This is a genomic window from Variovorax sp. 278MFTsu5.1 (assembly GCF_048305045.1).
In the GTDB taxonomy this organism is placed as follows: Bacteria; Pseudomonadota; Gammaproteobacteria; order Burkholderiales; family Burkholderiaceae_C; genus Variovorax; species Variovorax guangxiensis.
Window position 1 is genome coordinate 4,350,551 of the sequence record NZ_CP157622.1, and the last position, 20,318, is coordinate 4,370,868.

General features: G+C 63.9%; 14 protein-coding genes. All 14 read right to left on the reverse strand.

Annotated features, from left to right (window positions below; translation table 11 throughout):
* Positions 1 to 68 precede the first annotated feature (68 nt).
* The 14 genes from ABL844_RS20240 to ABL844_RS20305 all read right to left on the reverse strand — a co-directional run bounded on the left by ABL844_RS20240 (position 69) and on the right by ABL844_RS20305 (position 19,742).
* Positions 69 to 1,034, reverse strand: coding sequence for an ABC transporter permease (locus ABL844_RS20240; RefSeq protein WP_184636823.1), 966 nt, complete (start codon positions 1,032 to 1,034; stop codon positions 69 to 71).
* Between the two features lie 40 nt (positions 1,035 to 1,074).
* The gene (locus ABL844_RS20245) at positions 1,075 to 2,091 is read right to left on the reverse strand and encodes a sugar ABC transporter substrate-binding protein (RefSeq protein WP_184636821.1); all 1,017 of its coding nucleotides are present in this window, start codon (positions 2,089 to 2,091) and stop codon (positions 1,075 to 1,077) included.
* A 275-nt stretch (positions 2,092 to 2,366) separates the two neighbouring features.
* Positions 2,367 to 2,750: a hypothetical protein gene (locus ABL844_RS20250; protein ID WP_184636819.1), complete on the reverse strand. Its 384-nt coding sequence runs from the start codon at positions 2,748 to 2,750 to the stop codon at positions 2,367 to 2,369.
* Between the two features lie 152 nt (positions 2,751 to 2,902).
* A complete protein-coding gene (locus ABL844_RS20255) occupies positions 2,903 to 3,166 on the reverse strand; it encodes a hypothetical protein (RefSeq protein ID WP_184638818.1) in 264 nt (87 codons plus the stop codon).
* Positions 3,154 to 4,290, reverse strand: a complete 1,137-nt coding sequence (locus ABL844_RS20260; protein ID WP_418128699.1) for an RHS repeat-associated core domain-containing protein — start codon at positions 4,288 to 4,290, stop codon at positions 3,154 to 3,156. Before ABL844_RS20260 ends, ABL844_RS20255 begins: the two co-directional genes overlap by 13 nt.
* Positions 4,291 to 4,558: 268 nt before the next feature.
* A complete protein-coding gene (locus ABL844_RS20265; protein ID WP_126021853.1) occupies positions 4,559 to 5,029 on the reverse strand; it encodes a hypothetical protein in 471 nt (156 codons plus the stop codon).
* Complete coding sequence (locus tag ABL844_RS20270; protein ID WP_418128700.1) at positions 5,017 to 9,720, reverse strand: RHS repeat-associated core domain-containing protein; 4,704 nt, start codon at positions 9,718 to 9,720, stop codon at positions 5,017 to 5,019. Before ABL844_RS20270 ends, ABL844_RS20265 begins: the two co-directional genes overlap by 13 nt.
* Before the next feature lie 53 nt (positions 9,721 to 9,773).
* Positions 9,774 to 10,169: a hypothetical protein gene (locus ABL844_RS20275; RefSeq protein ID WP_418116943.1), complete on the reverse strand. Its 396-nt coding sequence runs from the start codon at positions 10,167 to 10,169 to the stop codon at positions 9,774 to 9,776.
* Positions 10,170 to 10,215: 46 nt separating this feature from the next.
* Positions 10,216 to 10,710, reverse strand: a complete 495-nt coding sequence (locus ABL844_RS20280; protein WP_413316405.1) for a pentapeptide repeat-containing protein — start codon at positions 10,708 to 10,710, stop codon at positions 10,216 to 10,218.
* A gap of 26 nt (positions 10,711 to 10,736) precedes the next feature.
* Positions 10,737 to 10,991 (reverse strand): hypothetical protein, encoded by a 255-nt coding sequence (locus ABL844_RS20285; RefSeq protein ID WP_369661713.1) that lies wholly within the window; start codon positions 10,989 to 10,991, stop codon positions 10,737 to 10,739.
* An 80-nt stretch (positions 10,992 to 11,071) separates the two neighbouring features.
* Positions 11,072 to 11,410 (reverse strand): hypothetical protein, encoded by a 339-nt coding sequence (locus tag ABL844_RS20290; protein WP_418116945.1) that lies wholly within the window; start codon positions 11,408 to 11,410, stop codon positions 11,072 to 11,074.
* A complete protein-coding gene (locus ABL844_RS20295; RefSeq protein ID WP_184636809.1) occupies positions 11,407 to 11,790 on the reverse strand; it encodes a hypothetical protein in 384 nt (127 codons plus the stop codon). Before ABL844_RS20295 ends, ABL844_RS20290 begins: the two co-directional genes overlap by 4 nt.
* 92 nt (positions 11,791 to 11,882) lie before the next feature.
* Positions 11,883 to 16,658 carry an RHS repeat-associated core domain-containing protein gene (locus ABL844_RS20300; protein ID WP_418128701.1) on the reverse strand — a complete coding sequence of 1,592 codons (4,776 nt, stop codon included), beginning with the start codon at positions 16,656 to 16,658 and terminating at the stop codon, positions 11,883 to 11,885.
* A 75-nt stretch (positions 16,659 to 16,733) separates the two neighbouring features.
* Positions 16,734 to 19,742, reverse strand: a complete 3,009-nt coding sequence (locus ABL844_RS20305) for a type VI secretion system Vgr family protein (protein WP_418128702.1) — start codon at positions 19,740 to 19,742, stop codon at positions 16,734 to 16,736.
* Positions 19,743 to 20,318: the final 576 nt, after the last annotated feature.

Sequence of the window (20,318 nt, forward strand, 5' to 3'; positions counted from 1 at the left end):
GTGTTGCCCCCTGGAAGGGGGTTGGCGAAGCGACACGAAGTGCGCGAAGACTGGGGGTGAGCTTCATGCTAGCGAGCCCCCCTGCGCGAGAGTTGGTCTGCCGTGACGGCCAGGATCACCAGGATGCCAGTCACCAGCACCTGGTAGATGGAAGACACGCCCATCAGCGTGAGCCCGTTGCGGAACACGCCCACGATCAGCACGCCGATCAGCGAACCCAGCACGATGCCGCGGCCGCCGAAGAGGCTGGTGCCGCCGAGCACCACGGCCGTGATGGCGTCGAGGTTCTCGGTCTGGCCCGCGTTCGGATCACCCACGCCGGTGCGCGCCACCGACAGCAGCGAGGCGATGCCGTAGAGCACGCCCGCCATCACGTACACGCCCAGCAGCACGCGCTGGGTAGGGATGCCCACGAGGCGTGTGGCCTCGGCGTTGTTGCCCACGGCGTAGACGTGCCGCCCCGCCGCCGTCTCGCGCAGCACGAACCACGCGAGGAAATAGAGCACCACCATCAGCACCGAACCCCAGGCCACCTCGGCGCCGCCGATGGTGAAGGTGGTGCCCAGGCCCGTGAGGCCGCCGGGCAGGTCGGTGATGGTCTGCGACGACGAGTACAGCTGCGTGATCGCGAAGGCGATGTTCAGCGTGCCCAGCGTCACGATGAAGGGCGGCAGCTTGATGCGCGTGACCAGCAGGCCGTTGAGCAGGCCGAACAGCGTCGTCACCCCGATGCCGCAGAGAATGGCCACCGGCGCCGGCAGGCCGAGCTCGGTGGCGAACTTGCTCATGATGATGCCGCCCAGCGCCATCACCATGCCGCACGACAGGTCGATGCCCGCCGTGAGGATCACCAGCGTCTGGCCGATGGCGATCACGCCGACCACCATCACCTGCTGCAGGATCAGCGAGAGATTGCCGCCCGTGAGAAAGCGGTCGGACTGGGTCGCGAAGAAGATGCATGCGCCGAGCAGGGCCAGCCACGGCCCCAGGGCGCCCCACGGGATGTGGTGCGTGGCTGATGCGGATTTCGCCATCGAGATGTGCCTCCCTGGAATTCGTCGTCAGCTCGGCTGCTTACTTCTTGCCCCAGCACAGCTCGGCACCGGTCTTGGTGTCCTTGCTGTCGACGCCCGCCACGCTCTTGCCAGCGATCAGCGTCACGCCGGTGTCGACGTAGCCCGAAGCCTTCTTGCCCGTCTTGGCGTACTCGACGCCCGCGGCAACGCCCATGGCGGCCATCTTCAGCGGGTACTGCTGCGAGGTCGCGGCGATGATGCCGGCGGCCGTGTCCTTGATGCCCTGGCAGCCGCCGTCGACCGACACGATCATCACGCCCTTCTCCTTGCCGGCGCGCTTGAGTGCGTTGTACGCACCGGCGGCGGCGGGCTCGTTGATGGTGTAGACCAGGTTCACGTCGGGCGCCTTCTGCAGGCAGTTCTCCATCACCGTCTGCGCCTTGGCCTGGTCGCCGTAGCTGTCGGCCATGCAGACGATCTCGGGCGCCTTAGACAGCTCGTTCGACTTCGCGTCGTTGGCCTGCAGGCCGAAGCCCTTCATGAAGCCGTTGTGGCGCTGCGCGCCCACGGGGTGGCCCGGCAGCAGGTCGAGCGCGACGATCTTCGCCGGCTTGCCCGCCATCGCGGCCTTGGCGTACTCGCCGATCAGCACGCCGGCGGTGTAGTTGTTGGTGGCGAAGAGCGCGTCGGTCGCATCCGGCGGATCGGCCGGGCTGTCGAGCGCGATCACCATCACGCCTTTGTCGCGCGCCTTCTTGATCGCGGGAACGATGGCTTTGGCATCGCTCGGCGTGATGAGGATGGTCTTGGCGCCGGCCGCGATCATGTTCTCCATGGCGGTGATCTGCCCGGCGTTGTCGCCGTCGGCCTTGCCTGCGCCGGAGAGCAGCTTGGCGCCCTGCTTCTTGGCCTCTTCCTGGGCGCCTTCCTTCATCTTCACGAAGAAGGGGTTGGTCTCGGTCTTGGTGACGAGGCCGATGACGGGCTGGTCGGCGGCGAAGGCGGCGGTCGACGCGGAGGCTGCGGCGAGGGAGAGTGCTGCCAGGGCGAGGATGGAGCGGGGGCTGGTGTGCATGGGTTGTCTCCTTGGGCGGGCGGTTGGCTTGCGCCTGCGGTTTTGGATCCGGATCGCGTGAGGGGAAGCGGGCGTCCGGGCGCAAGGGGACTATCGGACAGTGGAAGGACTAAATCAAGGTGATTTAGTTATCGAAAACCCGAAGACAGCGGGGGTAGAGGCGTGAAAGCCTGTGGCTCAGACTGCGGCCAGATGAACGAGGGGTTTTGCGCAGGGGGACGTTTGTCGTGCACGCAATCCTGACGGAGGTCTGCGCAGCCTCCGAGTTGGCCCTCTCAAGCCGGCGTCAAAAAAGTCATCTTCACGAAGGTGAGCTTGCCGAAGAAAACCTGCGTATCGTACTTTCGGCCCTCTCTTGAAAAGCTCCAGAATTCGGAAGGGAAGAAGTACCCTGTTCTCAGAAATTCACTCAACTGATGAAACGCATACTCCAAGGCATCTGAGCTCATATCCAAGAGGAGCGAATTATTTTTCATTTCGAGGCGATCGAGCACATTCAATCGCAGTTCAATCATCGCTTCTTCTGGATCACCTCGAAGCAACCGAAGACAGCCAACATGCTCGACGTTACCTTTTCCATCCAGCAATTCGGAAATCTTCGAGAGAAGTAAATCAGCGCCTTCTCCGTCGAAATAAATCGCTAATTCATCTTTACTCAACGGCCCAAACCGAAAAACCATCAAACTACGACCTCCCCTGCCGGAACCGCCATCGGAGCATCAATTTATTTCATCCGATCCAACTTCGATAATAGCTCCCAATCCATCAGAAACCAGAGCACAGAAAAATCTCGACATGCCATTCCCGTCAACTACCAAACCCGGAGGGACGGCGAACAAAATCCGCTAACAATATCCATTAACTCCAATAATTTATCTTCAAAAGCTTCTGCCACACAAGAGTCGCGAAGACTAACAAGATACTCCATCATTTCCTCAGCAGAAACCCCAAGCTCCTTGTATCTCTTCAGATACTCGCGCAACTCCATCAAATCCTCATTGATCTGAACTTCTTTTAAAAATTCTTCGTCAATTGCTGTTCTTAAGCTGGTTTTTGAGCCCATCAATTTCTCCATTTACCTTGCGTCTTTGCCAGTGCATTTTGATATTCCTGCGCAGACATTTTTCGGGATGGCTGTATTGTTCCATGAGAATCGCAGTCTTGGACATACTTTAAATCAGGCCCAAGATCGCTTTCATCGAGTTGCCAAACTTCGTCCTTTCCAGTTCCTCCCAAGGCCGGCGGCCGACGATGCGCAGGCAAATTCCTGGCGGTGCGAGGGGCTACAGAAATTCCGCCGGTATTTGGATGAACATTGCCGTCCTCATCAATTGGAATATCTGCCGGAATACGGGCTCCCAAACCTCTTGCAGATGGCTCAACTACGGGAAGCCCATCACCGCCCTTTTTCATACCACGAAAAAGAGGGAGTTTCGTCAAGCCCAAAGGATCAATCCACCCGATAGGATTGGGAGCATATCTATTTAAATTTATCCCTCCATTAAATCCAGCAGGATCACTCGAAACGTATCTTCCGCTGTGAGGGTCGTAGTACCGATACCGGTTGTAATGCAACCCCGTCTCTTCATCCCAATACTGCCCCTGAAACCGAATCGGATTCCTGAGCCCCGCCCTTCTCCCAGCCTCGCTGATCGCCTCCCGCGCCTCTCCCCACGCCTTGTACTGCGCCGACCAAGCCACACTGCCTTCGTGGTCCGTCAGTTCCTGCGGCGTGCCCAGGTGGTCGCACTGGTAGAACGCCATCTCTTTCCGGTCGAACGCCCGCGGCACCTGCCTCTGCTCGCCGTTCCACAGCGGATCCTGCTCGATGTCGTAAACGCCGCCGTTGGCCTCCATCAGCGCCTTCGCATCCGTCGTCTCGCTCAGCGCCATCGCGCTCGCACGGCGCACCTGCACCAGCGGCACGAACGAGTTCGGCTCGTGGATGTAGTGCACGCTCCAGCCGTGCTCGCCGCCCTCCTCGATCGCTGAGCTGCTCTGCGTGCTCTCGAATGCGAGCACGTCGCCGTCCCAGCCGAAGAGCGTTGTGGTGTCGCCCGAACTCTTTGATAGACGCCGTCCCAGCGCGTCATAACTGAAGGTGGTGGCGATGCCGCTGTGGTCGGTCGCCGCGGTCATGCGGTTGAAGCCGTCCCATGCGAAGACGGTGCGCCAGCCGTTGCGTACGCGCTCGGTCATGTTGCCGCGTTCGTCGTAGCGGTAGCTGGTGCCGGCGTAGGTCTTCAGCAGGTTATCCAGCAGCTTGCCGGCCGGGTGCCTCAGGGGATCGTTGGCCGAGGGCGGATCGACGATGTTGCTCGCCTGATCGAACTCAAACGTCTCGCGTTCCAGGCGGCTGTTGGCCTCAGGCAGCGCCTGTTGATCATGTCGATTTCAATTCAACTTCACCCTATCACGTCGGAGTGATCAATGCATCCAATGATCATCCTTTGATTGCATCCTCGGCTCATTGAATAAAGTATTTCAATCGGGATTGATCAATCAAATCCAATATCTCGCCAACTGCCTCAGAATGCTCCCCGTTTAATTCTCCGTAAAAAACCCACAATCCCTCCAGTGCGCGCAATTGAATTCGGCGTTGCATTTCCCTGTATTTCTCATCTTCCGCCTCGGAAAAAGCAGCAGCAACTATTTGAAAAATAAGCTCAAGCACATCGATTTTTGTATGCCTAGGGCGAACATTCAAAAGCGAGGCGATAAGCACTTGCAACGTGGGCTCAGCCGCACTAAACAATTGCCCTTGAACAACCACATGATTCTCTATCCCCCAATAATATTTCTCCGCATTTTCTATTGAAGAACTCAACAACGCTTGTAAGACAGCAGGAATGGAATCCGCTCGCCCTTGAATTTCCTCATATTTCTGCCAATCAATCCTAGAACACTCAACGGATGCAAAATCAATCATTTTTCCCATGCTCCACCTGGGTCAGCCTTAACATCTGAAGGAAATTGAGAAGGATTATATTTCAATTGGCATCTGCAACAAACGGGGATTTCAGTTCTCTCAAGCTCGTTTGTCTCACGATTTCGGCGCCAGCCAAACGCTTTTGTAAAAGTAGCGTCAGGGCCGAGTTGACGGGCAATATCGTCTTCTGCACATCCAGTTGGATTTGTCGAGCACCCTCCCACAGATTGGCCATTTTTTGTGCCGCCAACATAAGTCGCATGCTTTCGTTTTCGCTTGTTCATCAAGTCATCGCGTTTTTCCTCAGCTCTCTCGCAGTCACGTTGAGCCGCACGCGTTGCTTGTCTTCGCTGCTTCGAGTTTCCGCTCAGTCCAAAGGGATCGACCCACTCTGTCGGATTCGGCGCATATTGGTGGAGATTTGTTCCCCCCAGCAACTTTATGGGATCGCTAGAAGCAAATCTTCCGCTGCGTGGGTCGTAGTACCGATACCGGTTGTAATGCAACCCCGTCTCTTCATCCCAATACTGCCCCTGAAACCGAATCGGATTCCTGAACCCCGCCCTTCTCCCCGCCTCGCTGATCGCCTCCCGCGCCTCTCCCCACGCCTTGTACTGCGCCGACCAGGCAATGCTCCCTTCGTGGTCTGTCAGTTCCTGCGGCGTGCCCAGGTGGTCGCACTGGTAGAACGCCATTTCCTTCCTGTCGAACGCCCGCGGTACCTGCCTCTGCTCGCCGTTCCACAGCGGATCCTGCTCGATGTCGTAGACGCCTCCGTTGGCCTCCATCAGCGCCTTCGCATCCGTCGTCTCGCTCAGCGCCATCGCGCTCGCCCGGCGCACCTGCATCAGCGGCACGAACGAGTTCGGCTCGTGGATGTAGTGCACGCTCCAGCCGTGCTCGCCACCCTCCTCGATCGCCGAGCTGCTCTGGGTACTCTCGAATGCGAGCACGTCGCCGTCCCAGCCGAACAGGGTCGTGGTGTCGCCCGAACTCTTGGATAGACGCCGCCCCAGCGCGTCATAGCTGAAGGTGGTGGTGATGCCGCTGTGGTCGGTCGCCGCGGTCATGCGGTTGAAGCCGTCCCATGCGAAGACGGTGCGCCAGCCGTTACGCACGCGTTCGGTCATGTTGCCGCGTTCGTCGTAGCGGTAGCTGGTGCCGGCGTAGGTCTTCAGCAGGTTATCCAGCAGCTTGCCGGCCGGGTGCCTCAGAGGCTCGTTGGCCGGGAGCGAATCGACGATGTTGCCTGCGGGGTCGAAGGCGAAGGTCTCGCGCCCGATGCGGCTGTTGGCTTCGAGCAGGCGGCCCACGGGGTCGTAGCGGTAGTTCAGGTTGCCACGCCGGCTGTCGCCGATGGCCACCAATTGGCCAGCCTTGTCGTAGCTGTAGCGGCGCTGGATGCCAACTGCCTCGACAGCACTTGGCCTGGTGCGCGATATCTGCTGCTCGAGCAACCGTCCCGCCGGGTCGTACTTCTGCCGCTGGCTCAGGCCGTTGCCCTGCTCGCGGGCAACCTCGCGGTGCAGGTCATCTCGCTCGAAGCCCAGGATGTCCTGGCCATCGAGCATCAGGCCGTGCACATGGCCGGAGCCATAGGTCAGCCATTGGGTGACGTGCCCGTCGGGCCGCACGGTGGCGACGCGATGGTTGAGTTCGTCGTAGCGGTGTTGCCAGACCGCCGTGCGCTTGCGCTTCAGGTAGTGGTGATGTTCGCGCGTCAGGTTGCCGGCCGGGTCGTAGAACCACACCAGGCGCGCATCGCTGTTCGTCGCCTCGAGCAGGCGGCCGTTGCGGTCGTAGGCGAAGCGTTCGGACTGCCCACCGGCGCGGCGTTCGCTCAAGCGGCCGAGAGGATCGAATTCGAGTTCGGTGCTATAGCCCGCCTCGATCACTTCGGCGAGAACGCCCGTGGTTTCTTCGTGGACGTACTGCGTGGTCTTGCGGTCGAAGCCGGTTTCTTCCAGCAGTCGGCCCACGGGGTCATAGCTGAAGTCGTAGCGGCTGCCGTTCTCGTTGTGCAGTTCGGTCAGGCGGCCCAGCAGGTCCCAGTGGTACCTGAGCGAACGGCCCGCGGCATCGGTGCGGCCGGCGATCAGGCCGGCGCGCGTGTAGCTGTAGCGCGTGGCGCGCCCCAGTGCGTCGGTGTGCAGAAGCAGCCGGCCTTCGGCGTCGTGCTCGAAGTGCTCGCTCGTCCTGTCGGGCTGTTCGATCTCTTCCAACTGGCCGGCTGCATAGCGGTAGCTGGTGGCGTTGCCGGCGGCGTCGGTGGCCTTGACCAGGCGGCCACGATCGTCGTAGTCCCAGCGGCTGGTCTTTGCGGAGCAGTCGGTGTAGCTCAGCAGCTGGCCGGAAGGGGAATAGGCGAGCGCCTTGACGCCGCCCTTGGCATCGGTGATGCGCACGGGCCTGCCCGCCTTGTCGTACGCGTACTCGGTCTTGTGGCCCAGCGGATCGATCTCTTCCGTGAGATGGCCCTGCGCGTCGTAGTCGCGCTTCCACACGCCGCCCTCCGCATCGCGGATGCCGGTGAGCCGGTGCAGCCTGTCGTACTCGTAGTGCACCCGGCTGCCGTCCGCGCGCGTGTGCGTCTGCAGGTTGCCGTCGGCGTCGTAGGTGTAGTCGTCCGTCGTGCCGTCGGTATGCACGTGGCGCGTGATGTTCTTCGCGTCATCACGGAAGAACCACTCCTGCAGCCCGTCCGGATGGATGATGCGGTAGGTGTAGCCCTGGATGTCGTAGTAGTGCCAGGTCTCCCCACCCAGCGCATCGGTCACGTAGGTCAGGCGGATGTTGCGGTCCCACTCCAGCTTCAGCGCGAAGCTGCCGTCATCGGACCACTCGCGCACGGCCTTGGCGTCGGGGCCCGTGCCGTCGTACTCGAGGTTCATGCCCCGGCCGGTGCGGTCGGTATAGCGGGTCACGAGGTGGTGGCTGTAGGTGTAGCTCCAGCTGGCACCGTCTTCGTCCTGTGCGGCGACAAGATCGCGCTCCCCGTCGTGGGTGTAGCCGGCGAGTTGGCGCACGACCTGGCCATCCTTGAGCTCCCACAGCGACTGGATGAGCCCCGTCTGCGCATCGGGCTTGGTGCCCACATGCGCCATGACGGCTTCGCCGTGCTTGCTGATGATGTCGCTGAGCACGCGCTCGCCCGTTGCCGCGATGACGTGGTCGTAGCGCAGGCCGATGGCCATGCCGTCCTTGGCCTGCTGCGTGACCAGCCGGAAATGGGGTTGTTTGCTGTCGACGTACTCGTAGATCTCGCGCCACTCGCTCTGCTGGCCTTCGGGCAGGGGCTTGCCGAAGTCAAGCACCAGCAGGCTCTCGCTCAGGCGAGAGACGCGGACTTCCTCGATCGCGTCGAAATAGCTCTGCCCCACGGCCAGCAACGGGTAGGCGTGGCTGCGGCCGTCGGCGGCGTGGTGCACGAGGCTGGGCTGGCCCTGGCGTGCGCCTCGCGTGGGCGTGGTCACGTCCACGCGCATGCTGTACGGGGTGATCCAGCGCGCGCCCAGGCTGCCTCGGTCGAAGGCGTCGAGGTCGCTGGCGTAGGTGCGCGCCCATTCGATCGGCAGCGGCGCTGCCAGAACGAAGTCGGTGTGGGTGAAGCTTTCGTTGCCCGTGGCAAGGCTGATGGAAGCCCCTTTGCGCGCCGGCGCAGGGCAGTTCTTGCACCCCGCCGTCCCTTGTGCATCGGCTTGCTTGTTGATGTGGCCGAGTTGCGTTCCGGGATTTTCCTTTTCCGCCTTGGCTCCTGTTTGCGGAGCGATGATCGCGGCACGCTGGCCCTTCTTCTTCAGCAGCGCATCCCGCAGCTTGTACAGCAGCCACATGATGCTGGCCTGCGCTTCCCTGTCCGCCAGCCTCGACAGCTGCCCGCGCAGCTGCTGCTTGAAGTCCAGCATCTGCGTGATCACGCTGTTGACCTGGCTGGCAACGCCATCGGGCAGCTGGCTCGCAGCCGCCTTCGCCACGTAGTTCGCCGACTGCTTCGAGTAGCGCACCGCCGCGCCCCACATCCGGCTCCACGTGCTCTGCGTCTTCGGGTCGTGCACCTTGGTTTCGGGTGACGCAGGCGTGCCTACCGTGAACAGATCCTTCTGCCCCAGCACGCGACGCATCACGTCCACCAGGTTGTCGATGATCTTGTCTGCCAGGTCCGCGCAGCTCTTGAGGATGCCGTCGAGCTTGGCGATGGCTCCGTCGATGAACTTGTCCAGCTCACCCATGATGGTGGCATTCAGGTGCCCCACCAGCGTGGTCACGATCGCCTCCCCCAGGTTCGAGGCCGCCGTCTTCAGTTGCTGCCTCACCAGGTGCAGCGTCGGGCGCAGGCTCATGCGCGCCGCAGCCATGCTCGGCGGTACCGGGATCAGCCCGATCAGGTTGATGCCCAGGCTCACCCAGTTCAGGAACGCGTCGACGCCGTCCTTGGCCTTCTTCTCGACGATGTTGATAATGTCCAGGAACACATCCACCAGCGCCATGATGTTCCCGACGATCGGGATGCTGCCCAGCACCATCGTCAGCCGCTCCAGCGTCACGTAGCCGCCACTGAACGAGCGCAGCCAGTCGTCCACCGCCTTGCTGGCAGCGGCGACGTCCTCCTTCACGATCGTGTTCAGTGGCGCCACCGCCGTCTGTGGTTCGCGCTCGGTCGGCTTCTGGCCTTGTTGTTGCGGGCCTTCTGTTCCTGCCATCTTTTCTCCCTGCCTCTAGCGAATACCCTGGCTGTGCTGTGAATCCGTGCTCTTCAGGGCCGGATCACGCAGTCCTTCATCGTGAGAAACGCCGACCCCATCGCGAAGCCGACCTCGCAGCTCGCGGTGAACTTCGCACCGCTGCGCATCTCACCCATCTTCTGGTTCTGTGCGTCGTCCGCCGGGGTCAGGCGCGCCAGCTCCTGGCTGCCGCGCACATCGGCGGCGCGGATCAGCGACGTACCGCCGAAGGAATCGGATGCCTCGACAACCACCGCCGGGAACTGCACGCGCTTGCCGTATTCCGGCATGCCAAGCGCACGGCGGCCCTGTTTCTCGTAGCTCTGGTGAAGCTTGGTCAGCGTGGTTTTCGTCTCGGCTTGCGCGGCACACAAGGAAGCAGCGCCGAGGAAAGCAGCGGCGACGAATACGGTCTTGATGTTTTTCATGAACATGGAATCGATGAAGTGATGGGATGTGGTTGCCCCTCAGGGCTCAGTTGATGTTGGCGCCCTGGAACTCGAGCTGCTCGAAGGTGCTGCCGGTGAAGTCCACGCTGCGTCCCTGCAGCCCTTGCGCATGCACCACGGTGCCGCTGCAGTCCAGCACGCCGACGTCGTTCCAGCTGCCGCCCGCGAAGCTGATGTCGTCCCACTGGCACTGGCGGAAGGTGCTGCTTCCGATGCTCGCGCCATCGAAGTTCGCGCCCGTGAAGCTGCAATTGATGAACGTGCAGCCGGTGATCGAGATGCTGCTGAAGTCGCACTGGGTGAAGCTGCAGCCCGTGAACTGGCAGCCGCTCCAGCCCGCCTGCTTGAAGCTGGTGGCGGTGAAGCTCGTGCCTGCGAAGGTCGTTGCGGCGAACTGGGCAAGGCCCAGGTCGAGCCCCGCGTAGGCGAAGCTGTCGGCCTGGCCGACGAGCCCGGCGGGAGCACCGCCAGCGCCTTTGCGCCACATGTCGTGGGCGAGGATGATGATCTGGGAAGACACTCGATGCCCCTCGGTTGGCTATCTCTTCAGCGAGACAGATGCTTCTGAAGGACTCGGCCGCTGAACTTGTCGATCAGCAGTTGCGGTTCCGCCAGGCCCGGCAGGGCACCGCGATGACCCTGCGGCTTGTTCGACGCTTCCCACGTAACCCGGTATCCGTCGGATGCATCGACCAGCACAAGCTTGTAGTTCTCGAGCCGCAGGCCAGAAGACCTTCCATCCTCCCAGGCCACTGCAATCGCCTGTGCTACCAGGCCATCGACTTCGATGATTTCGTTCATTCTTTTCTCCCTTTCAAAATTGAAAGCCGCAGACTCGGTCGGTCGCGGCGTCTTTTGAAACAGTCCCAGCGTCGGGACCACTACCTGCTTCCTCGCTCCCGAAGCATTTCGCCCGTGATCCTCGAGGCGATGTACATGATCGACCGCCCCAACCTGCTGGCGTTGCCAAGTCCCTTCTGCCCGGGCGGCAGCTTGGCAGAGAAGGCTATGCCGATGGTGTCGACACCGTCTTCGTCCTCGCCGTTCTCTTTCCGCCTTTCGGCAATGCGGACATCGAAGTTATTCAGGTCTTGCCCGGTCCTCTCGAACAGCCTGAAAGCGTTGCCCAATGCGATCACCACCGGGGTGTTGAGCAGCAGCCGATCCGGCGGCTCGATCTCGAAGAGCGGCGCGGCCGAACCATCGAGGCCGTCGCTCACGGACGCGAGCCCCGGGCCTTCGCGCGGGCCGCTTCGATCTCCTTGAGCAGATCTCCTGCCTCCGCATTGCCGCTCTTCGACGACTCCGCCGCCCAATGCGCGGCTTCGGCGAGGTCCTTGCCGCCCATGTAGAGGTCGTAGGCCAGGTTGTGCTGCGCGACGACGTGTCCGGCCTTGGCCGCGATCGTCAGCCAGCGGATGCGCTGAACGTCGTCGGAAGACGTGAAGGTGTAGTACAGCGAGAGACGGAACGCGGCCTCGGCGTCACCGGCCTCGGCCTTCGTGATCAGTTCGGCTCGTTGCGCATCTGTCAGCGCGTAGGACTGCGCACCCGAGATGGGCGAAGAAGAAGAGGCTGGTGCGGCGTCGGGCTTGTCCATGGCTTGGTTCTCCGTTGCGTAAGAGACTGGGAGGTTCAGAAGAAGAGGAAGAAGCACTGCCAGCTTCGTGCCGAACCTGAGATCGATGTTCTTCATGACTTGGGGTTGAAGGTATGCCAGACGCCGGGATCGGCGGTGTCCATGCTTCCGTCGGCCTTCTGGCCAGCAGGCTTGTAGGCGCCGTGGGGCCAGATCCACAGGAGCTTGTCGGGCGCCACGACAGGCGCATTGAGCTCGTTGGCCAGTTTCTGGGCGTAGGGGTCGGTGCCCTTGCCGGTCTCGCAAGACATCAGCTGCACCTTCTGGCCTTCCGTATAGGACGGGTGCGCCTTGATCCGCTCTGCCATCTGTGCGGGCGTGATGCCCTTGAGCGCGGTGTCGGTCATGATGCTCGGGTTGCCGTGGGAGCCGACCGTGAAGGTGCCGGGCGGGCTCTGGATGTTGTCGGCCGACTGGCGGATCGCCTCGTTGTGCGGGAACAGGTTGATGTCGACCAGCCCCAGCGGGTCGATGCCGCGAACGGGGTTGCCGCCGACGTAGGCATAGAGGTTGAGGCCGCCTGCCAGCCCCAGCGGGTCGGGCGAGACATACCGGCCGCTCGCCGGGTCGTAGTAGCGGTAGCGGTTGTAGTGCAGCCCCGTTTCGGCATCGAAGTACTGCCCCTGGAAGCGGATCGGGTTCACGATGCCGGCACGTCGTCCCGCTTCGCTGATGACCTCGCGTGCCTCGCCCCAGGCCTTGTACTGGGCCGACCATCCGACCCGGCCCTCATGATCGGTCAGGTCCCGCGGCGTGCCGAGGTGGTCGCACTGGTAGAAGGCGATCTCGTCGGCCTCGAAGCTGCGCTGCCCCGGCTGGAGCTCGCCGTTCCAAAGCGGATCCTGCTCGATATCGTAGGCGCCACCGTTGGCGGCCATGAGCTCCCGCACGTCGGGCGTCCTGCCCGGCACGATCGCATGCGCCTGGCGCAGTTGAACCAGCGGAGCGAAGGAGCGCGGCTCGTGGACGTAGTGCACGCTCCAGCCGCGTCCGTCGTCTTCCTGCTCCGCGGCGAGGCTCTGCGTGCTCTCGAAGGCGAGCGTGTCGCCATCCCAACCGAATCGGGTGATGCTGTCTCGCGAGCGTTTCGAGATACGGCGGCCCAGCGGGTCGTAGGCGAATGAGGTTTGCGTGCCATCTTCGTCCGTGGCGGAGCTCAGGCGCCCGAAACCGTCCCAGGCGAAGGTGGTCGACCGGCCGTTGCACGCGCGCTCGACCATGTGGCCGTGCTCGTCGTAGCGATAGCGGACGCCGGCATAGGCCTTGAGCAGGTTGTCGAGCAAGGGAACGGCAGGAGCCCGGCTTGCGCCGGTGGTGCCGTCAGGCTCGGCGATGTTGCCCGCCGGATCGAAGGCGAAGGTCTCGCGGCCGAACCGGCTACTGGCCTCGACAAGGCGGCCGACCGGGTCGTAACGGTAGTCGAGGTTGCCATGATGGCTGTCGACGATGGCGACGAGCTGCCCCGCCTTGTCGTAGCCGTAGGTGCGCTGCAGCCGCAGCGCGCCGGCTGCGCTCGCCTGGCCCGGCACGACCTGCTGTTCCTGCCGCCTGCCTGCACTGTCGTAACGCAGCTTCTGGGTCAGGCCGTTGCGCTGTTCGCGCAGCACTTCGCGATGGAGGTCGTCGCGCTCGAAGCCGAGGATGTCGTGTCCGTCGAGCAGCAGGCCGTGCACGTGGCCCGAACCGTAGGTGAGCCATTGGGTCGTGTGGCCGTCGGGGCGGATCGTGGCGACGCGCTGGTTGAGCGCGTCGTAGCGGTGCTGCCATATCGCGGTGCGCCCGGCCTGCAGGTCGTGCTGATGCTCGCGCGTCAGGTTGCCGGCCGGGTCGTAGAACCACTGCAGGCGCGCGTCGCTGTTCGTCGCCTCCACCATGCGCCCGTTGCGGTCGAAGGCGAAGCGCTCGACCTGGCCGCCAGCGGACCGCTCGGTCATCCTGCCCATGGCATCGGCCTGCAACTGCACCACTCGCCCGCCCGCGTCGACCTCGGCAAGCCGGCCGGTGCTTTCCTCGTAGCGGTACCGCGTGGTCCGGCGGGCGAAGTCGGTCTTCTCCAGCAGCCGGCCCACGGGGTCGTAGCGCAGGCTGTGGCGGCTGCCGTTCTCGTTGCGCAATTCGACAAGACGACCCAGCAGATCCCACTGGTACCTGAGCGAATGCCCGTCGGCATCGGTGCGGCCGGCGATGAGCCCTGCGCGGTTGTAGCTGTAGTGCGTGCGGCGCCCGAGCCCGTCGACATGCGCGAGCATGCGTCCCTCGGGGTCGTGCAGTGTCTGCTCGCGCGTGCCGTCGGGCAGCACGAGCTCGTGGAGCAGGCCCGGCACGCTGCCTTGGGCACTCAGTACCGCGTCTTCCTGCGGAAGGCTGTAGAGATGGCGCGTGACGTTGCCCGCCGGATCGACGGCCGTGGCGAGTCGGCCGCGATCGTCGTAGGTCCAGCGGCTGGTCTTGCCCGAGCAATCGGTGAGGCTCGCGAGCCGACCGCGAGGCGTGTAGCTCATCAGCTTCGTGCCGCCCTTCGCATCGGTGATGCGCACGGGCCTGCCCGCCTTGTCGTAGGCGTACTCGGTCTTGTGGCCCAGCGGATCGATCTCTTCCGCGAGATGGCCCTGCGCGTCGTAGTCGCGCTTCCACACGCCGCCTTCCGCATCGCGGATGCCAGTGAGCCGATGCAGGCTGTCGTATTCGTAGTGCACCCGGCTGCCGTCGGCTCGGGTGTGCGTCTGCAGGTTGCCGTCGGCGTCGTAGGTGTAGTCGTCCGTCGTGCCGTCGGTGTGCACATGGCGCGTGATGTTCTTCGCGTCGTCGCGGAAGAACCACTCCTGCAGCCCGTCCGGATGGATGATGCGGTAGGTGTAGCCCTGGATGTCGTAGTAGTGCCAGGTCTCCCCACCCAGCGCATCGGTCACGTAGGTCAGGCGGATGTTGCGGTCCCACTCCAGCTTCAGCGCGAAGCTGCCGTCGTCGGACCACTCGCGCACGGCCTTGGCGTCGGGGCCCGTGCCGTCGTACTCGAGGTTCATGCCCCGGCCGGTGCGGTCGGTATAGCGGGTCACGAGGTGGTGGCTGTAGGTGTAGCTCCAGCTGGCACCGTCTTCGTCCTGTGCGGCGACAAGATCGCGCTCCCCGTCGTGGGTGTAGCCGGCGAGTTGGCGCACGACCTGGCCATCCTTGAGCTCCCACAGCGACTGGATGAGCCCCGTCTGCGCATCGGGCTTGGTGCCCACATGCGCCATGACGGCTTCGCCGTGCTTGCTGATGATGTCGCTGAGCACGCGCTCGCCCGTTGCCGCGATGACGTGGTCGTAGCGCAGGCCGATGGCCATGCCGTCCTTGGCCTGCTGCGCGACCAGCCGGAAATGGGGTTGTTTGCTGTCGACGTACTCGTAGATCTCGCGCCACTCGCTCTGGTCGCCTTCGGGCAGGGGCTTGCCGAAGTCAAGCACCAGCAGGCTCTCGCTCAGGCGCGAGACGCGGACTTCCTCGATCGCGTCGAAGTAGCTCTGGCCCACGGCCAGCACCGGGTAGGCGTGGCTGCGGCCGTCGGCGGCGTGGTAGACGAGGCTGGGCTGGCCCTGGCGTGCGCCGCGCGCGGGCGTGGTGATGTCCACGCGCATGCTGTAGGGGGTGATCCAGCGCGCGCCCAGGCTGCCTCGGTCGAAGGCGTCGAGGTCGCTGGCGTAGGTGCGGGCCCATTCGATCGGCAGCGGCGCCGCCAGTACGAAGTCGGTGTGGGTGAAGCTCTCATCCCCGAGAGCGAGACTGATGGAGCCGCCCTTGCGCACCGGCGCCGGACCGTTCTTGATGCTGCACCCTCGCCCGTTCGCGGGCGCCTGCTTGCTGATGTGCCCCAACTGGTCACCGGGCTTGTCCTTCTGGGCAACCGCCCCCGCCTGCGGCGGCACGATCGCGGCCCTCCTGCCCTTCTTCTTCAGCAGCGCATCCCGCAGCTTGTACAGCAGCCACATGATGCTGGCCTGCGCTTCCCTGTCCGCCAGCCTCGACAGCTGCCCGCGCAGCTGCTGCTTGAAGTCCAGCATCTGCGTGATCACGCTGTTGACCTGGCTGGCAACGCCATCGGGCAGCTGGCTCGCAGCCGCCTTCGCCACGTAGTTCGCCGACTGCTTCGAGTACCGCACCGCAGCACCCCACATCCGGCTCCACGTGCTCTGCGTCTTCGGGTCGTGCACCTTGGTTTCTGGTGATGCAGGCGTGCCCACCGTGAACAGGTCCTTCTGCCCCAGCACGCGACGCATCACGTCCACCAGGTTGTCGATGATCTTGTCCGCAAGGTCCGCGCAGCTCTTGAGGATGCCGTCGAGCTTGGCGATCGCTCCATCGATGAACTTGTCCAGCTCGCCCATGATGGTGGCGTTCAGGTGCCCCACCAGCGTGGTGACGATCGCTTCGCCGAGGTTGGAGGCTGCCGTCTTCAACTCTTGCTTCACCAGATGCAGCGTCGGGCGCAGGCTCATGCGCGCAGCAGCCATGCTCGGCGGTATCGGGATCAGCCCGATCAGGTTGATGCCCAGGCTCACCCAGTTCAGGAACGCGTCGACGCCGTCTTTGGCCTTCTTCTCGACGATGTTGATGATGTCCAGGAACACATCCACCAGCGCCATGATGTTGCCCACGATCGGGATGCTGCCCAGCACCATCGTCAATCGTTCCAGCGTCACGTAGCCGCCGCTGAACGAGCGCAGCCAGTCGTCCACTGCCTTGCTGGCCGCGGCGACGTCCTCCTTCACGATCGTGTTCAGCGGTGCCACCGCCGTCTGCGGCTCGCGCTCGGTTGCCTGCGGCTTCGACGCCGCCTCCTGTTCTGCCATTTTTTCTTTTTCTCTCGAACTCTCGTTTCAGGTTGGGTGGCCCGCTGGAGGACCATTCGGGGCGACTAGGCAGGGTCAGCCTGCGAAGCCCGGCGTCCGGCCTGTGGCGACTGGATTTGCAACTGCGGTGGCGATGCCTGGCTGCTTCATTCCGCCAGAAGCGATGCCGCTCATCACGCCGGTGATCGGCACGCCCATCGGGCCGAGCTTGGCACCGGCCGCCTGGATCGCCATGCCGGTCGCCGCCTGGCTCGCCTGGCCGAGCAGCGCCTTGGCACCGCCCTGCTGGATCGCCTGCGCCGCGCCCACGGCCTGCTGCGCGACGCCGGCCGCTTGCGTGACCTGGTTCAGCGCGCTCGCCGCCTTGCTGCCCATGCCGGCCACGCCTGCGAGGGCTCCTGCGGCGCCGCCCGCAGAGCCGGCCAGTCCGGCAGCGTTGCCCACGAGGCCGGAGATGCCGGAGATGCCCGACACGCCCCCGCCCGCTCCGCCCGCGGCCGCGCCAGTCGCGCCTTTCGCCTTCCAGTCCTCCGGCGTACCGTAATAGCTGCCTTCTTCCCAAGGGTCTCGCGGGTCCTTGCCGAACGTGACCTTGGCGGTGCCGATGGGCAGGCCCGACACCGTCGCGAAGCCGTTGCGGTCGAAGGTGCCGGCGTGCGTGCCGCCTTCCGAATCCACCACGGTGAAGTCGCCCTGCGCCACGCCCTGGCGCTTTTCGCCGGTCGGCTTGATGTACTGGTGATAGAGGTCGAGCTGCCCCTTGGGCACCGGCGGCGGGTTGGGCAGCGCGGGCTTGCCGTCGTTGGCCGGCCCCACGAGGCTGTGGACGGCGGCATGCTCGCGCCACGTGCCGGCCGTGCCGTGCTCGATGCCGCCCGAACTCCAGCGGCTGTAGCTCGAGCCGCCGTTGATGACCACTTCTTCCTTCGCCTGGATGGTGATCTTGTTGGCGGTCTGCGTGATGTTGAGCTTGGCCAGCACGTTGACGCTGTCCTTCAGCGCCTTGATGTCGATGTCCGCGCCCGCAGCCACGAGCCGCATGCCGGCCTTGGCGGCGAACATGCGGATCGCGCTCTGCACGCTCACCAGCATGCTCTTGCCCGCGCTCACGCTCGTATGGCCGCCGCTGGTGAGCGCGGTGTGCTCGTTGCTCACGACGTGCGTCGAGCCCTGCGCCACGGTCTGCAGGCCCTTGGCGCTGGCCAGCGTCAGGTGCGACTCCTGGAACTCGGGGAAATCGCCCTGCTCGCGGTTGCCGCCCTGGCCCTTGATGGCGTCGTTCTGTTCCTTGATGCTCGTGGTGACTTCGTCCTGGTCGCCGGCTTCATGGGCCTGCGCGCCCTGGGCCAGGCCGCTGAGGCCTTCGTGCAGATCGCGCGCCTGCGTGAGACGGCCCACCGTCTCGCCCATGTCGGTGGCATGCGCCTGTGCATTCGGCCGGGCCTCGGTGGTCACGAGCAGGCCCTTGCCCGAACGCAACACGCCATGCCCGTCGGTGCGCAGCTCGAAGCCCTGCCCGCGCGGCTCCTTGCGCCCCGCCGTGTCCTCGATGCGGCCGATGTGCCCCACGCTCAGCTGGCTGGACTGATGGTCGCTGCGCAGCTGCGCCTGGATCTTGCCCTGCGTGTCGTCCAGCACGAGGTGGTTGCCGCGTCCGCCTCCGAGCTCCCGGCTGCGGATGCCCGACAGGTGCTTCTGCCCCGGCAGCTCCCACGACGGCATGGTGTCGGCGTTGTGCACGCAGCCAGTGACGATGGGGTAGTCGGGGTCGCCGTTGAGGAAGTCGACGATCACCTCCATGCCGACACGCGGCACGCTGGTCATGCCGAAGGTGGCGCCGGCCCACGCGGTTGAAACGCGCACCCAGCAGCTGGAGTTCTCGTTGTCCTGTCCGAGGCGATCCCAGTGGAACTGCACCTTGATGCGCCCGTACTGGTCGGTCCAGATCTCCTCGCCCGCCGGGCCCACGACCATGGCGGTCTGCGGACCGCGCGTGCGCGGCTTGGGCGTGGTGCGCGGTGCGCGCCATGCGTAGCTGGTGGGCTGGGCCTCGAAGGCGAAGCGCTGCACGGAGCCTTCGGTCCCTTCCACGCCTTCGCTGGCCTGCAGGTTCTCCTGCAGGTGGTAGCTCACGCCCACGAGCAGGTACTGCTGGTTCTGGTCGGCCTTGGGGTGGCCGGTCAGGCGCAGGGTGTGGCCGGTGGCCAGCTCGCGCAGATTGGCACGGCCCGTGACGCGGCTGCGCTGGCTGAGCTGCTCCTCGTTGCGGATGCGCGCGTAGGTCTCGCCGTCGCCGTGCTGCACGAAACCGCCGGGCCATTCGTAGTTCTCGAAGGCGTCGTGGTCATGCCCCGGGGGCATCTGGCGCAGGTGCGAGAGCTCGGCCTTGGGCTTCTCGAAGTCGTAGTCGTCGTTGTAGTGATGGCCCGAGCGCACCTCCTCGGCGATCTCCCACGCGTAGATGCGCTCGCGCTGGCCCATGCCGGACTTCTCGAGCGGGTGGTAGCGCACCTCCTCGCCGCCGGGCAGCGGGCTGTGGGAATTGGCGATGTCGTCGGCGAAAACGAGCACATGCTGGCTGGCCTCGTGCCTGAAGTGGTAGTAGATGCCTTCGAGTTCGCACAGGCGCGAGACGAAGTCGAAGTCGCTCTCGTGGTACTGCACGCAGTAATCCCAGCGCCGGTAGTCGCCGCGGCTGAGCTTCTGCTCGATGGGATGGCCATAACGCCCGAGCACTTCCATGACGATCTCGGGAACGCTCTTGCCCTGGAAGATGCGGAAGTCGCTGCGCCGCGTGGCCAGCCACAGCCAGGGGCGAAGGCGCAGGCGGTAGAAGGAGTGGCGCGCATCCTCCTGCTGCAATCCGAAACGGGTGGCGATACCGCCCAGGTACCTCACCCCGCCTTCGGTCTCCACCGACACGTTGCAGGCCTTGCCCAGCAGGCTCTTGGGGTCGATGGCGTTGCTGTTGCCCAGCAGTTCGACGTCGAAGGCGTACAGCTGGCTCAGCGCTTCGCGGCCTACCAGCTGGCGGAATTGCAGTGCCTCGCCCGCGGGCGTCTCGATATTGACGCGCCGGGTCATTGAGCCTCGGTTTGCAGATAAGACAAACCGCCTAATTGAAATTCAATTGATAAGAATATTGTTTGCAAATTGAGCGGCATGCCCACCTCCCTGATGCATATTTTCACAATTATTCTAAGTGTTGATTTATCGCAAGAATCAATGCGAAAAATAGACGGTTCTTCGAATCAGCATAAAGTGCGCGATCCATGGCTGCCGGTGTCCGCAGTCACGCTGGTGAGATTCGAATGAACTACGGCGCCCTCCGAACCAGCCACCGGCCAATTGAGGCCGCGCCCCGCCTGCAAGCACATTCCGGGCAAGGGATCTGATTTGTGATTGGCGGTCTGGTCGAAATACTCGGAAACCAGTCCGAAATTGCGCTATTCCTCGTGCTCGCCATTGGCTATGCAGTGGGCAGATCCGCTTCGGCCCCATTCAGCTCGGCGGCATCTGCGGCACATTGATTGCCGCCCTCGTCGCCGGCGCCGCAAGGAGGCGCTGTACCGTGAGCTCGGCCGCCGCCGGAAGTGGACCCCGATTCGGCCAGCCGCATCGCCGAGGAAACCGGCATCGTGTGCTGCCGGGCGGGTGTCG